Below are 13,414 nucleotides of genomic sequence, written 5' to 3' on the forward strand. Positions count from 1 at the left end.
AGAAGCGGTTCGACCGGCCGCCCGGACACGGCAAGATTTGCCGCTCTGCGCTCCGTTCCGCCTTCCGGCCGTCTAGGATGAGGTCACAAGCAGGACAGTGGAGTTGCCTCGATGACGCTCAGGATTTCCCTTCGCGACGGTGAAAAGGTGGTGATCAACGGGGCCGTCATCCGCGCCTCCGGCCGCACCGACCTTGCCATCGAAAGCAAGGTCACCATTCTTCGCGGACGCGAGATCATGTCCCCGGCCGAAGCCACCACGCCGGCCCGCGCGCTCTATTTCCACACCATGATGGCCTATCTCGATCCGGACGGGCTGTCCCGCCATCACGCGGCAATCCTCGCTGCGCTGTGCGCGGTCGGGCGCCTGTCGCACGGTGAGACGGCCAGGGAAGCCATGGCCACCTTCGCCACCCGCGCCGCTTCGAGCGATTACTATCGTGCGCTGGGCGAATGCCGAATCCTGATGCGGCTCGAACAGGAGGCGCTGGCCGACGTCGCGGAGGAAGCCGCCTGAGCGCGATCGCTGCCCTTGCCGAACTGACGCAGCGGGTCCGCGGCGCCGACCCCCACCGCCGGTTCGGGACCCTGACCCGGGTCCAGGGCGCCTGTCTCACCATCGCTGGCCTTGGCGGTGCCGCCCGGATCGGCGCGCGCCTGCACCTGGCCAGCGAAGCCGGCCCGGTCGCCGCCGAGGTCACTGCGCTCGACGGCGGCAACGCCACCGCAATGGCCTTTGCACCGACCGAAAGCCTAGTCACCGGGACCCCGGTCGAACTGGTCGCGGCCGAGGCCTGCCTGCGCCCCTCACCGGCCTGGCTCGGCCGGGTGATCGACGGCCTCGGCGCCCCGCTCGACGGGCTCGGCCCGCTTCCGCAGGGCCTCGAGCCTGCCCCGCTGCGCGCCTCCCCGCCACCGGCGGCGGAGCGCAACCGGGTCGGCGCGCTGCTCGCCACCGGGGTCCGTGCGCTCGACCTGTTCGCTCCGCTCTGCGACGGCCAGCGGCTTGGCCTGTTCGCGGGCTCGGGCGTGGGCAAGTCGGTGCTGCTGTCGATGCTTGCCCGCTGGGCCGATTGCGACGTGGCGGTGATCGGCCTGATCGGCGAACGCGGCCGCGAAGTGCAGGAATTCATCGCCGACGACCTTGGTCCCGACGGCCTCGCCCGCTCAGTGGTCGTCGTCGCGACCTCCGACGCGCCCGCGCTGATGCGTCGGCAGGCCGCCTTCGCCACCCTCGCCGTCGCCGAGCATTTCCGCGCCCAGGGGCTTCGCGTCCTCTGCCTGATGGATAGCGTCACCCGCTTCGCCATGGCCGGACGCGAGATCGGCCTTGCCGCCGGCGAGCCCCCCGCCACCCGCGGCTACCCCCCTTCGGTCTTCGCCGACCTTGCCCGCCTGCTCGAGCGCGCCGGACCCGGCCGCGCCGGCGAAGGAAGCATCACCGGCCTGTTCACCGTGCTGGTCGATGGCGACGACCATGACGAGCCGGTCGCCGACACCGTTCGCGGCATCCTCGACGGCCATGTGGTGATGGCCCGGCGGATCGCCGAGCGCGGCCGCTATCCCGCCATCGACCTCCTGAAATCGGTCAGTCGGACCCTGCCGCACTGCCTCCAGCCGGCGGACAATGCGCTTCGGCTCGAGGCGCGCCGCATCCTGTCCACCTTTGCCGACATGGAAGAGCTGATCCGCCTCGGCGCCTACGCCCCCGGCGCAAGCCCCGAGGTCGATCGCGCCATTGCCGTTGCGCCGGGGATCGAGGCCCTCCTGACCCAGACCAAGGACGACCGCGGCGATCCCGGCGAGTCCTTCGCGACGCTTGCCGAACTGGTCGCATGAGCGGGCTTGCCGCCGCCATCCGCCTGCGCCGCCGACAGCTCGATGCGCTGGCGATGACGCTCGCTGCCGAACAGGCGGCGGGGCAGGCCCTCGCGCGTGAGACCCGCGATCTCGAGCGGCACCGCGCGGCCGAGAGGCAGCTGGTCTCGGCCGCCCCCTTCTCCTGCGACCCCTGGTTCGATCACGGCGCCCGCCGCCTGGAGGCCATCGCCGACGCCCGCGCGCGGTCCGACCGGGCCCTTGCCGACCTGCGGGATCAGGCGGTCCAGGCCCGCGCCCGCCTTCAGTTGCTGGAGGATGCCGCAGACGCTGCTGCAAGCGCCCTGCGCCGCCGCCGCGACGCCAAGGCCGCCGCTGCGCTCGACGACCGGATCGCCGCCGGCTGGAGCCGCCGGTGACCAGTGCGCCGCCTTCTCCGCTTGCCCCGCTGCCGCCCTCGGTCCGCGCCGACCTCCTGTATCGCGCTGCCCGGTTCGAGCTCGACAGCCGCTTGTGGCAGGCGGCGCTCGGCACCGGCGGCGAGGGAACGGCGCCCATTGCGGCCGAACGACCGACCTCGGGCCTGCTGCGTCTCGACACGCTGATCGAGGCGCTTGCCGCCGACGACCGCCTCCAGCCCGTCCTGACGCCAGGGCCTGCGCCGCTCGCTTCAGTCCCCGACCAGCCGGGCGGACCCTTGCGCCTCGGCGCCAACCAGGCGCTTGCCCCGGCGCTGGAGCGCGCTGCGGCCCGCACCGGCCTCGATCCCGCCATGCTCGCGTCCATCATCGATGCCGAGGCTGCGCGGCGGCGCGACGGGAGCTGGGATCCGGCCAGCCGCAATCCCCGCTCCTCCGCGGCGGGCCTTGGCCAGTTCCTGTCCGGGACCTGGATCGACGAAGCGCGGCGGCCGGGAAGCTGGCTCAACGGGATCGCCGGGGAACGCGGCTGGCTCGCCCGCGACGGCTCGCTCAAGCCCGAGGCCCGCCCGGCCCTGCTTGCGCTGCGCAGCGATCCCACCGCCTCGATCGAGGCGATCGCCGATCATGCCGCCGCCAACCTGCGCCGCCTCGGCGCCCGCGGAATCGCGTCGACCGGCCGCGCCGAAACCGCCCGGGCCGCCTATCTCGCCCATCACCTCGGCCTCGGCGACGCGATGCGCCATCTCGGCGGCGGGCTGGGCGACGATCGCGCCGGCCGCCTGCTCGCCGCGCAAGTGGGCGGCGCCGCTGCCGGACGCCGCATCGCCGCCGCCGGAAGCGCCGCCGGCGCGCATCGCGCCTGGCTCGACCATTATGTCGATCAGCGCATCAGGCCGGGCCGTTTCGTGGCCGCCTAGGCCGCGAATTTACCTCCATTACGGAACGGCCCCACCCGAACCGAGCCATTCCCCCTCTTGGCAGCAGCGCCATTAAATCCGCTCCGGATGAACAGGTCCATCCGAGTTAACGGCCCGGGGCGCTTTCTCATCGGACCGGGCGACATGGGGATCATCCCCTCGCCCATCCGGGGGAATGCCAATGTCCAAGACCACCGCGGCGCTGGAAGCAGCCGTTGCCGAGATCAAGCAGCTCCAGGCGGGGGTCGACGGTCGCCCGACGGCTCGCCAGCGCCGCGACAGCGACCTGGTGTTCTGCCGCCTGCTCAAGCTGCTCAGCCCGCGGTTCCGCCACTTCATCCGCCAGTATGGCCTCGGCGCGCATTGGGACGATGCCGAGCAATGCTGCGCCATTGCGGTGCACCGGGCGATCGAGGCCTATGATCCGGAAAAGGCGCAGTTCACCACCTTCGTCAACTGGCAGATCCGCGGCGAACTCCAGTCGCTCCGCTTCCGCGTGATGACCGACCAGCGCCCGTCCGCCCAGAAGGTCTCCGCGACCACCGTTTCGCTTCACAACGTCACCTCCGGCCCCGACGGCGAGGAAGTCTCGCTCGAAGCCATGATCGAGGACGAGGACGCGCTCGCCCGCACCGAGGCCTCGGCCAGCGACTATCTCGCCCGCGCCGCCGCCCAGTGCCTGATCGAGGAATTCGTCAACAAGGGTCGCCACGCCGCGCTCGAGGGCCTGCGCCGCAAGCAGCCCAAGCGTGAACTCGCCCGCGCCCTCAAGGCCGGGGGCCGCGCCGGGCTCGACGAGGAAGCTGTCGAAGCGATCGAGGCCCGCCTCACCCGCGACCGCGAGATCCTGTCGGCCCGTGTGTTCGGCGAACTGGCCGACTATGACGCGCCCGAAGGAAGCGGCCTCAGCCGCGAACAGGTCCGCCAGATCGGCAAGCGCGCCGCCAAGGTCATGGCCGAACTGGCCGAGGTGAACCCCAATTTCCGGGTCATGGCCGACTACGGCCCGACCATCGCCAGCCGCCGCAGCCGGGTCGAGGAACCGGTCGGCCTTCTCCCCGGCGCGGCCAGCGCGAGTGGAACCCGGGTGGTCAGCATCAGCGAGCTCGAGGGCATCCCCGGCTCCCACGCCCCGCAGCAGGTCGGCACCCGCCGCAATCGCCTCGCCGCCTGACGACCAGCGCCACTTCTTCCCCATGCCCCGCCGCCCCGACCCGGGCGGCGGGGTTCTTTTTGTGTTGGGCCCGGCCTCACTCGATCGTCGGCGAGGCATGACAAAATGGCCCGGCAGCAACGCTACCGGGCCATTACCAGCCCTCTTGGGGGAGCTCGGGCCGGATCTCTAAAATTCGTTCCAGTCGGCATCGACCGGACGGGTCAGCGCGCTGATCGCCGCCGCCGGGAGCGGCTTGACGGGCGACTGGTAGACACCCTCCTTGCCGCGCGCCGGAAGCTTCGGCGCAGCAAGGGCCGGCGCCGACGCAGCAACTGTCGCGCGCACCGCCGTCCCTCCGCAGCGGAAGCGCCCGGCCTGGTCGGCCAGCCCGCTCACCTCGGTCAGCAGGTTGCGCGCCGCGGCCGAGGTTTGCTCCACCATTGCCGCATTCTGCTGGGTCGACTGGTCCATGCTGGCGATTGCCGCATTGATCTCGGTGATCGCACTCGCCTGGGCCTGGTTGTCCGATGCGATCCGACCGAGCAGCTCGTGCACTTCCCCGACGTCGGCCGAAATGTTCTGCAGCGCCGCGTCGACCTGCCCCACCGCCTCGACCGCGGTGACGATGTCGGTCTGGGTCACCGTCAGCTGGTCGCGGGCCCGCTTGGCTTCTTCCTCGGCCCGCATCGCGAGCGCACTGACGAGATCGGCGACCACCGCGAAACCGCGCCCGGCCTCGCCCGCCCGCCCGGCCTCGACCGCGGCGTTCATCGCCAGGACGCGGGTCTGGAAAGCGATCTTGTCGAGCCCTTCGATCACGCTGTCGATGCCCTTGGCGCTTTCGCTGACGCGGCCCATCGCCTGCACCGCTTCATCGGCCACCCCGCGTCCGCCGCCGACGGTGGCGATCGCCTGGTCGGCGCGTCCCACGGTTTCGGTTGCGGCCCCGGCGGTCGCCTTGAGCCGCCCGTCCATCTGCGAGATGGCGGCGCTGGTTTCTTCCAGGCTGGCGGCGTTGCACTCGGTCCGCCGCGCAAGGTCCTCGCTGGCCTGCGCGATCTCGCTGCTTCCGGTGCGGATCTCGGCGGTGCTTTCGGCGACCGAGCGGATCAGATCCCCGATGGCCGCAACCGCGTCGTTATAGGCATCCTTCAGCGCCTTGTAGGCATCCGGCGCGTCGGCCGTGATGCGGACGGTAAGATCGCCGCTCCGCAACGCCTTCAAGGCGTCGCCGAACAGGTCCACGACGGCTGCCTGCTCCTCGGCCTGCGCGACCATCTGTTTCTTGGCCGTATCGCGGAAGACGAACATCGCCTTGGTCATTCGCCCCACGCAATCGGTGTAGGTCGTGAACTCGATCGGGGAATCGAGGTCGCCCTTCGCCAGCGCCTCCATGCGCACGACCGTGCTGACGTAGGGGTGGGCGATGGCTTCGCGATACCATGCCCCGAGGAAGGCTGCGGCGACCGCCGCCCCCGCGCCCACGCCCGCCGTCAGGAAATCTCCCCGAAGCAGGGCGGCAAGGGCGGGAACACAGACAAGCGCGGTCATGGAAACGAACACCGTCAGGAGCTTGTTTCGGATCGGCGCGCTTTCGCGGAAAGACTTCATCATCTTCTCTCTTCTCGCCTCCAGTTGAGAAAGGCGCGGGCAGCCCGCACTCCGCCATGCGGCGCAGCCGTGCCGCCGGCCTTTCCGTGGTCGACAGTGGTCTTCGGCATCGCGCCGGGGCTTACATCCCGGGCACGGCGTCGTTGCTTGCCTTGTAGAGGGTCGTGCCGCCCGCCCGGGCCGGAGGCGGCCATTCAGTGGTGCCATCACGCGGAGCGCCGAGGCAAACGTCGGCTAGGAGCGGCGAGCGACCATCCTCACGCCGCCTGGCCTTGCGCGCGGCACTGCGGAATTTCCGATGGCACGGCCCGGAAGACCTTGAGGGTGCGCCTGTCCCAATAGGTCAGATCCAGGGCAAGGAAGACCGGCGAGCCCGCTTGCTGATAAACGGCCCGGCCTTCCCAGCCGGCCCCGATCGGCGTCAGGCATTCGCTCCAGCCCTCGCTGCGCAGGTCATTGGTGATGGCCACCAGGGCACTCTGGTCCGAGGCATGCCACAGGGTGAGGTGATCGAAACCGCCTTCGCCCTTGCCGCCCCGGAGGTCGACGGCCGCGCTGAACGGCCCATGCCGGCGGAAGGAGACGCCCTCCTTGCGGCACCGCATCTCGACGTTGCTCGACAGGCAAGCGGTGAAACCCGCGCGCTGCGCATCCGCCAGACTGCCACTGACCGGCAGCTTATCGAACGAGAAGGCAGCAGGCGGTTGTCGCTCTTCGCCGCAGGACCCAAGCAGGGCCAGCGCCAGCATCGGCGCGAGGGACGCACAGCGCCCACGGCATCGTGAACCGCGACTGCCGTGCACCGGCGTCTTCACTCGCTTGCGCATGCGATCGCTTATGGCGCCACAGCCAGTGTTCGCAATGGGTCGTCAGCGGAACAGCAAGGCATGAATGTCGGCTTTGGGTGGAAAGCGGACATGTCGAAAGTTGGTCGTTGATGATCGAGTGTCGTGTTAACCTACCCCAATGAGGCGACTTGGCTATTTGCTGATGGTGGTCTTGGCCGGCTGCTCAGTCGACAAAGGCGCTCTTCCACCCGAAGCCTACCGATCCGTTTGGACCCAGTGGCAGGCGCGCGCTCCACTCGAGCTACTGGGTCGGCCATGTTGGTCCAACGATGCTCCGATCCCAGCGACGGAATGTTACGCGTTCGAGGGGCCACGGCGCTGGTCGGGCGTGATCTGGCAGAATGACTACTTCGAGAACCGATTCGTGGCAGGGGCCGTCGGGCCGAAACTACCGATGAACGCACGTCAAACCGGTGTTCTGACCAACAACGGAGTGGGACGCTGTCGGGGCGCATTGTGCCGGCCATTCCACAATTCGAAGGGGCCGGATGATCCCGGACCGAAGCTAAAGGCGTTTAACGTAACCTTCGTCGGAAGACGCACGGCTTACCCCGGCCACTACGGGCACGCCGGCCATTTCGAGCATCTGATCATCGTGGACAGGATGATTTTGGAGCAAGAGCTACCGCCGATGGAGTAGATGCGGCGCAGAAGAGGCTTCCGTTCGCCTCTATGTCCAAAATGGGTCGAAAGCGGCCATTGCTTCTTCCTTCAGCAACTGAGCGGCGCTTCCTGTCGCCAGCCCCTCACCGCACCAGCCACCCCTTCTGCTGCAGCGTGCGGCGCCACGCCTTTTCGAAGCAGCCCGTCCCGGCGGACGGGCCGATGTTGCTGCAGCTGCCGATCCCGCTGTCGCCGTGCGAGATCCACCCCATGCGCTCGGTCATCACGCCCTTGACGTTGCCGCCCGGGTCATAGGGGGCGGCGGGGTCCGTTACCTGGTAGCGACTGCGCTCCTCGCGGCGGCCGCAGACGGTGATCACTTCGCTCTCGTCCTTCAGCCGGCACTCCTGCCGCGCGACTTCGCGGCGGGCCGCCTCGGCGAGATCGGGCCCGAGGGCGAGCGCCATCATCATCAGCATGGGGCGGAGCATGCGCCCGCACCGCCCCGGCCGCAAGCACATCCGCGGGGCAATCGCCAGGCCTCAAGAAAAGACTGTCCTACAACGAACCATTTGGGTTAGCTCGTCTCGACTCGGTCCCTATCTACCGCTGGAGCCGCCCATGACTGACACTCCCTCGAAGCACCATGTCGACCAATTGATCGACGACCTGATCGAGCGCGAGGGCGGTTATTCGAACCATCCCGCCGATCGCGGCGGCCCGACCCGGTACGGAATAACCGAAGCGGTTGCCCGCTCGCATGGCTATAGCGGTCCGATGTCGCTTCTCCCGAGGGACGAGGCGGCCGCCATCTATCGCCGGCTCTACTGGCTCCGGCCGCGCTACGACCAGGTCGCCCGCCGCTCCGCCAGGATCGCGGCCGAACTGTTCGACACCGGGGTCAACATGGGTCCGGGGGTCGCCACCACCTTCCTCCAGCGGGCGCTGACCGCGCTCAACCGCCGCGCCAAGGACTTCCCCGATCTGGTTCCCGACGGGCGGGTCGGTCCGGCCACGCTCGGTGCTCTCGACGCCTTCCTCGACCTTCGTGGTAAGAGCGGGGAAACGGTTCTGATGCGCGCGCTCGAGGCGATGCAGGGCGAGCGCTACCTTCGCCTCGCCGAGAAGCGCCCGGCCAACGAGGCCTTTCTCTACGGCTGGCTCGCCAACCGCATCGGTCAGGCCGACTGAGCAGAAACGAACCGCAATTGCACCCCGCCCTATGTGAACTTCGAGACCTTCGTGACCTGAACCGGGAGAGAACATGCCCCTCATCGACGCCATCATCAGCCCGCTCGGCAAGCTGATCGACAAGATCATCCCCGACCCGCGCGAACGCGACCGTGCCAAGCTTGAGCTTCTGAAGCTCGAAGGCGACCAGGAAGCGGCGCAGATCGGCCAGCAGATGCAGGCCATCATCGCCGAGGCCAACAGCCACGATCCGTGGACCAGCCGCGCCCGGCCGAGCTTCCTTTATGTGATGTACGTGCTCATGCTGTGGTCGATCCCGATGGGACTGATCGCCGCGGTCGACCCGGCCAAGGCCACCGCCATCTCCGCCGGCATGACCGCCTATCTCCGCGGGCTGCCCGACGAGCTCTACACCCTCTTCGGGACCGGCTATCTCGGCTACACCGCGGCCCGGACCTGGGGCAAGGTCAAGGGCGCCGAACGCTGACCTTCGCCCCCTTCGTGATGAGGTAATCGACTAAAGCCGCTTGCATCGCTCCGCCGGTGGAACGATCCTTCCCCTCCGCTCTTCTGCATGAAGGCGGAGTGGAGGGATCATCGACGTGGGGCCAGTGCTCGAACCTGGACGTAATTGCTGGCGGATCGAGCAGGCCGGGCGCGCCTCGGTGATCGTCGATGCCTGCGACTATTACCACATCATCCGCCAGATGATGGAGCGGGCAGAGCACCGAATCCTGATCATCGGCTGGGACTTCGATCCCCGTATCCTGCTCGACCGCGACGACAGCGACGAAAGCCTCGGCGACTTCCTGCTCGGAATCGCCAAGAAGAAGCCGAACGTCGACATCCGGATCCTGAAGTGGGACCTTGGTGCATTGAAGCTGCTGGTCCGCGGCAAGGCTCTCGCTTGGCTTGCCCGCCTCGCCTGGCAGAAATCGATCAAGTTCACCCTCGACCACGCCCACCCCGCCGGCTGCAGCCACCACCAGAAGATCGTGGTGATCGACGACAGCTTCGCCATCTGCGGCGGGATCGACATGACCGGCGACCGCTGGGACAAGTCTGCCCACCGCGACGACGAACCCGGCCGGGTCCGTCCCAACGGCAAGCCCTATGGCCCGTGGCACGACGTCACCATGGCGGTCGACGGCCCGCTCGCCCGCGCGCTGGCTGAACTCAGCCGCGATCGCTGGCGGCGGGCCACCGGCGAGGAGTTGCCGCTGCTCGACCAGCGCGACGACTTCTGGCCTGACGAACTCGACCCGCATTTCACCGACGCCCGCTTCGCCATCGCCCGCACCCAGGCCGCCTACAAAGAGTGGGAGGACGTCCGCGAGGTCGAGGCGCTGTTCGTCGACGCGATCGAAAGCGCCCGCGACTTCATCTATTTCGAGAACCAGTATTTCACCTCGCCCCGCATCGCCGCCGCGATCATGCGGCGAATGGAAGCGCCCGATCCGCCCGAGATCGTGCTGGTCACCCCGATCACCGCCGACGGCTGGCTCGAGCAGGTGGCGATGGACGCCACCCGGCTGCGGCTGATGAAGATCATCGGCTCGGTCGATCCCCAAGACCGCTTCCGCATCTATACGCCCAAGACGAAGGGAGGGCAGGACATCTACGTCCACGCCAAGGTGATGATCGTCGACGACGCCTTTCTCAAGATCGGCTCGGCCAACATGAACAACCGAAGCCTCGGCCTCGACAGCGAGTGCGATCTCGCGCTGATCGACGAGGAAGGGCACCGCGCCTGTGTCCGCGCCGTGCGCGAGCGGCTGATGGCCGAACATCTCGGCGCGACCGAGGCGGAGGTCCGCGCCACCTTCGAACGGACCGGTTCGCTGCGCGCCACAATCGCCGAACTGACCAAGAAGGACGACCGCCGGCTCGAGCCCCTGCCCTACGAAAAGCCCGAAGGCGCGGCCTGCTTCATCGCCGAAACCGAGCTGCTCGACCCCAAGAGCCCCGATGCGATGTTCGAGGGGATGACGCGCCGCACCCTGTTCGATCCCCTGCGCGGCCGCTTCAAGGCGCTTCGCCGCCGGGGGAAGAAGCTGCCGGTCTGATGCCTCGGTCGCCCCAGCGTCGTCGCTGGCGCAACATCCCCCGGGTCGCCGCCGAACTGGTCGACCGCTTCGGGTGGAGCCCGGTGGCACTGCTCAACACGATCGACCGCCTCACGCCCGGGCGGGGCGACCGCGCGCGCAAGGTCGGCGACGGGATCGCCTACGGACCGCTCGGCCGCCACAAGCTCGACGTCTGGGCGCCGTCGCACCCGGACAGCGCAAGGCTTCCGGTAATCGTCTTCTTCTACGGCGGCGGCTGGCATTCGGGCGAGCGCGGCGATTACGGCTTCGCCGCGGCGGCCTTTGCCGGACAGGGGTTCGTCGCCGTCCTCCCCGATTATCGCCTGGTGCCCGAGATCCGCTATCCCGGCTTCCTCGAGGATGCCGCGCTGGCCGTGCGCTGGGTGGCCGCGCATGTCGCCGAATTTGGTGGCGACCCCACCAAGATCACCGTCGCCGGCCATAGCGCAGGCGCCTACATCGCCGCGATGCTGGCGCTCGACCCGCGCTGGCTCGCCGCCGTCCAACTCGGGCCCGAGACGATCCGCGCCGGCGTGCTGCTGTCCGGACCGTTCGACTTCGCGCCGTTCCGCGAATGGCGGGGACGAGCGACCTTTGGCACCTACCATGACCCGGCCGATACCCAGCCGATCAATCATGTCCGATCCGACGCTCCGCCGCTGCTTCTGCAGCATGGATCGTCGGACCGGCTGGTCTATGCCAAGAACAGCCGCAGCCTCGACGAAGCGCTGACCCGCGCCGGAGCGCCGCATGAGCTTCGCATCTACAAGGGGTGCGACCATGCCGGAACCGCCGTGGCCCTGTCCCGGCCCTTCCGCGGACGGCATCCGGTGCTTGCGGATGCCACCCGTTTCTTGCGCTCGGTGCTGGGGCTTCCCAAATCCCCGCCAACGACATGAGCGGGACAGCAATGGAACAATGGCACGGCACCACCATCATCGGGGTGCGCAAGGATGGCCGCACGGTGATCGCCGGCGACGGCCAGGTCAGCATGGGCAATACGGTGATGAAACCCAATGCCCGCAAGGTTCGGCGCCTGGGCAAGGACGGCAAGGTGATTGCCGGGTTCGCAGGCGCCACCGCTGATGCCTTCACCCTGTTCGAGCGACTCGAGAAGAAGCTCGAAACCCATCACGGCCAGCTGCTGCGCGCCGCGGTCGAGCTGGCCAAGGACTGGCGGACCGACAAGTTCCTGCGCAACCTCGAGGCCCTGATGATCGTCGCCGACGCCGACACCTTGCTGGTGATCACCGGCAACGGCGACGTGCTCGAGCCCGAAGGCGGGATCGCGGCGATCGGCAGCGGCGGCAACTACGCCCTGTCCGCCGCCAAGGCGCTGGTCGACTACGAGCCGGATCCGGAAAAGCTTGCCCGCAAGGCGATGGCGATCGCTGCCGAGGTCTGCGTCTTCACCAACGACCGCGTGGTCGTTGAGACCGTTTAGGAAACATCCCAAGTGAACGAAGCCCTGACTCCCAAGACCATCGTCGCTGCCCTCGACGATCACATCATCGGCCAGACGGAAGCCAAGCGCGCGGTCGCCGTTGCGCTCCGCAACCGCTGGCGCCGCCAGCAGCTCGGCGACGAGTTGCGCGACGAGGTGACCCCCAAGAACATCCTGATGATCGGGCCGACCGGCTGCGGCAAGACCGAGATAAGCCGCCGTCTCGCCAAGCTTGCGGATGCCCCTTTCGTGAAGGTCGAAGCGACCAAATTCACCGAGGTCGGCTATGTCGGCCGCGACGTGGAGCAGATCGCTCGCGACCTGGTCGAGGAAGCGGTCCGACTGGAAAAGGAACGCCGCCGCGAGCGGGTCCGCCAGGCTGCCGAGGAAGCGGCGATGGAACGCCTGCTCGACGCGCTGACCGGCAAGGGCTCGAGCGAGGCGACCCGCGCCTCCTTCCGCCAGCGCTTCTCCGATGGCAGCCTCGATTCGGCCGAGGTCGAGATCGAGGTGACCGAAGCGCCGTCGGCCCCCTTCGACCTGCCCGGGCAGGGCGGGGTCGGCATGATCAACCTCAGCGAGATGATGTCCAAGGCGATGGGCGGCGCGCCCAAGAAGCGGCGCAAGCTCAAGGTGCCGGCCGCGTTCGCCAAGCTGGTCGACGAAGAAGCGGACAAGCGCCTCGACCAGGACGACGTCACCCGCGCGGCGCTGGCCGACGCCGAGGCCAACGGCATCGTCTTCCTCGACGAGATCGACAAGATCGCGGTCAGCGACGTGCGCGGCGGATCAGTCAGCCGCGAGGGCGTCCAGCGCGACCTCCTGCCGCTGATCGAGGGCACCACGGTCGCGACCAAATACGGGCCGCTCAAGACCGACCACATCCTGTTCATCGCCTCGGGCGCCTTCCACGTCGCCAAGCCGTCGGACCTGCTGCCCGAGCTGCAGGGCCGACTGCCGATCCGGGTCGAACTGAAAGCGCTTACCGAGGACGATTTCGTGCGCATCCTGTCGGCGACCCGCGCCAGCCTCACCGACCAGTATCGCGCGCTCCTGGCCACCGAAGAGGTGACCATCGACTTCGCCGAGGACGGCATCCGCGCGCTTGCGAAGATCGCGGCAGAGGTCAACGAAAGCGTCGAGAACATCGGTGCCCGGCGGTTGCAGACCGTGATGGAAAAGTTGCTGGAGACGATCAGCTTCGAGGCCGAAGATCGGCGCGGCGACAGCCTTACCGTCGATGCCGCGTTCGTGGAGGCACAGCTCAGCGACCTCGCCCGCAACACCGACCTGTCGCGCTACGTCCTCTGATGTTCTT

The 13,414-nt window shown here is 68.5% G+C and carries 14 protein-coding genes; 11 read left to right on the forward strand and 3 right to left on the reverse strand.

Translation table 11 applies throughout. From position 1 onward, the window contains the following. The first annotated feature begins 111 nt into the window (after positions 1–111). The 5 genes from GGQ97_RS01170 to GGQ97_RS01190 all read left to right on the forward strand — a co-directional run bounded on the left by GGQ97_RS01170 (position 112) and on the right by GGQ97_RS01190 (position 4,330). Positions 112–516, forward strand: coding sequence for a flagellar biosynthesis repressor FlbT (locus GGQ97_RS01170; protein ID WP_168067264.1), 405 nt, complete (start codon positions 112–114; stop codon positions 514–516). A gap of 5 nt (positions 517–521) precedes the next feature. Then, positions 522–1,838 (forward strand): FliI/YscN family ATPase, encoded by a 1,317-nt coding sequence (locus GGQ97_RS01175; RefSeq protein WP_425338726.1) that lies wholly within the window; start codon positions 522–524, stop codon positions 1,836–1,838. Next, on the forward strand, positions 1,835–2,236 hold the full coding sequence (locus GGQ97_RS01180) for a hypothetical protein (protein WP_168067266.1): 402 nt from the start codon (positions 1,835–1,837) through the stop codon (positions 2,234–2,236). Before GGQ97_RS01175 ends, GGQ97_RS01180 begins: the two co-directional genes overlap by 4 nt. Continuing rightward, entirely contained in the window at positions 2,233–3,156 is a 924-nt protein-coding gene (locus tag GGQ97_RS01185; RefSeq protein WP_168067267.1) for a peptidoglycan-binding protein, read from the forward strand. Before GGQ97_RS01180 ends, GGQ97_RS01185 begins: the two co-directional genes overlap by 4 nt. Before the next feature lie 181 nt (positions 3,157–3,337). Then, the gene (locus tag GGQ97_RS01190) at positions 3,338–4,330 is read left to right on the forward strand and encodes a sigma-70 family RNA polymerase sigma factor (protein ID WP_209022765.1); all 993 of its coding nucleotides are present in this window, start codon (positions 3,338–3,340) and stop codon (positions 4,328–4,330) included. 168 nt (positions 4,331–4,498) lie between these two features. Here the strand turns inward: GGQ97_RS01190 and GGQ97_RS01195 are convergent, their stop codons facing one another. The 3 genes from GGQ97_RS01195 to GGQ97_RS01205 form a co-directional block, all read right to left on the reverse strand. After that, on the reverse strand, positions 4,499–5,926 hold the full coding sequence (locus GGQ97_RS01195) for a methyl-accepting chemotaxis protein (protein WP_342448415.1): 1,428 nt from the start codon (positions 5,924–5,926) through the stop codon (positions 4,499–4,501). A gap of 254 nt (positions 5,927–6,180) precedes the next feature. Next, a complete protein-coding gene (locus tag GGQ97_RS01200; protein WP_245197794.1) occupies positions 6,181–6,750 on the reverse strand; it encodes a hypothetical protein in 570 nt (189 codons plus the stop codon). Between the two features lie 767 nt (positions 6,751–7,517). After that, the gene (locus tag GGQ97_RS01205; protein ID WP_168067268.1) at positions 7,518–7,865 is read right to left on the reverse strand and encodes a hypothetical protein; all 348 of its coding nucleotides are present in this window, start codon (positions 7,863–7,865) and stop codon (positions 7,518–7,520) included. A 130-nt stretch (positions 7,866–7,995) separates the two neighbouring features. Here GGQ97_RS01205 and GGQ97_RS01210 point away from each other — a divergent pair, with 130 nt between their 5' ends. From GGQ97_RS01210 to hslU, 6 genes are all read left to right on the forward strand, one after another. Beyond that, entirely contained in the window at positions 7,996–8,565 is a 570-nt protein-coding gene (locus GGQ97_RS01210) for a glycoside hydrolase family 108 protein (protein ID WP_168067269.1), read from the forward strand. Positions 8,566–8,638: 73 nt separating this feature from the next. Then, positions 8,639–9,052, forward strand: coding sequence for a holin family protein (locus GGQ97_RS01215; protein WP_168067270.1), 414 nt, complete (start codon positions 8,639–8,641; stop codon positions 9,050–9,052). 115 nt (positions 9,053–9,167) lie between these two features. Then, positions 9,168–10,631, forward strand: coding sequence for a phospholipase D-like domain-containing protein (locus GGQ97_RS01220; RefSeq protein ID WP_342448416.1), 1,464 nt, complete (start codon positions 9,168–9,170; stop codon positions 10,629–10,631). Further along, on the forward strand, positions 10,631–11,551 hold the full coding sequence (locus tag GGQ97_RS01225) for an alpha/beta hydrolase (protein ID WP_168067271.1): 921 nt from the start codon (positions 10,631–10,633) through the stop codon (positions 11,549–11,551). The genes GGQ97_RS01220 and GGQ97_RS01225 overlap by 1 nt, the downstream gene beginning before the upstream one ends. 11 nt (positions 11,552–11,562) lie before the next feature. Continuing rightward, positions 11,563–12,096, forward strand: a complete 534-nt coding sequence (gene hslV, locus GGQ97_RS01230) for an ATP-dependent protease subunit HslV (RefSeq protein ID WP_168067272.1) — start codon at positions 11,563–11,565, stop codon at positions 12,094–12,096. Positions 12,097–12,108: 12 nt separating this feature from the next. Then, a complete protein-coding gene (hslU, locus tag GGQ97_RS01235) occupies positions 12,109–13,407 on the forward strand; it encodes an ATP-dependent protease ATPase subunit HslU (protein WP_168067273.1) in 1,299 nt (432 codons plus the stop codon). The last annotated feature ends 7 nt before the right edge of the window (positions 13,408–13,414 follow it).

It is taken from the genome of Sphingomonas kaistensis (genome assembly GCF_011927725.1).
In the GTDB taxonomy this organism is placed as follows: Bacteria; Pseudomonadota; Alphaproteobacteria; order Sphingomonadales; family Sphingomonadaceae; genus Sphingomicrobium; species Sphingomicrobium kaistense.

Bases quoted from the DNA above. Each gene is read 5' to 3' on its own strand.
- GGQ97_RS01170 (WP_168067264.1), top strand. From the start codon at position 112: ATGACGCTCAGGATTTCCCTTCGCGACGGTGAAAAGGTGGTGATCAAC.
- GGQ97_RS01205 (WP_168067268.1), bottom strand. From the start codon at position 7,865: ATGCTCCGCCCCATGCTGATGATGATGGCGCTCGCCCTCGGGCCCGAT.
- GGQ97_RS01200 (WP_245197794.1), bottom strand. From the start codon at position 6,750: ATGCGCAAGCGAGTGAAGACGCCGGTGCACGGCAGTCGCGGTTCACGA.
- GGQ97_RS01210 (WP_168067269.1), top strand. From the start codon at position 7,996: ATGACTGACACTCCCTCGAAGCACCATGTCGACCAATTGATCGACGAC.
- GGQ97_RS01190 (WP_209022765.1), top strand. From the start codon at position 3,338: ATGTCCAAGACCACCGCGGCGCTGGAAGCAGCCGTTGCCGAGATCAAG.
- GGQ97_RS01195 (WP_342448415.1), bottom strand. From the start codon at position 5,926: ATGATGAAGTCTTTCCGCGAAAGCGCGCCGATCCGAAACAAGCTCCTG.
- GGQ97_RS01180 (WP_168067266.1), top strand. From the start codon at position 1,835: ATGAGCGGGCTTGCCGCCGCCATCCGCCTGCGCCGCCGACAGCTCGAT.
- GGQ97_RS01225 (WP_168067271.1), top strand. From the start codon at position 10,631: ATGCCTCGGTCGCCCCAGCGTCGTCGCTGGCGCAACATCCCCCGGGTC.
- GGQ97_RS01215 (WP_168067270.1), top strand. From the start codon at position 8,639: ATGCCCCTCATCGACGCCATCATCAGCCCGCTCGGCAAGCTGATCGAC.
- hslV (WP_168067272.1), top strand. From the start codon at position 11,563: ATGGAACAATGGCACGGCACCACCATCATCGGGGTGCGCAAGGATGGC.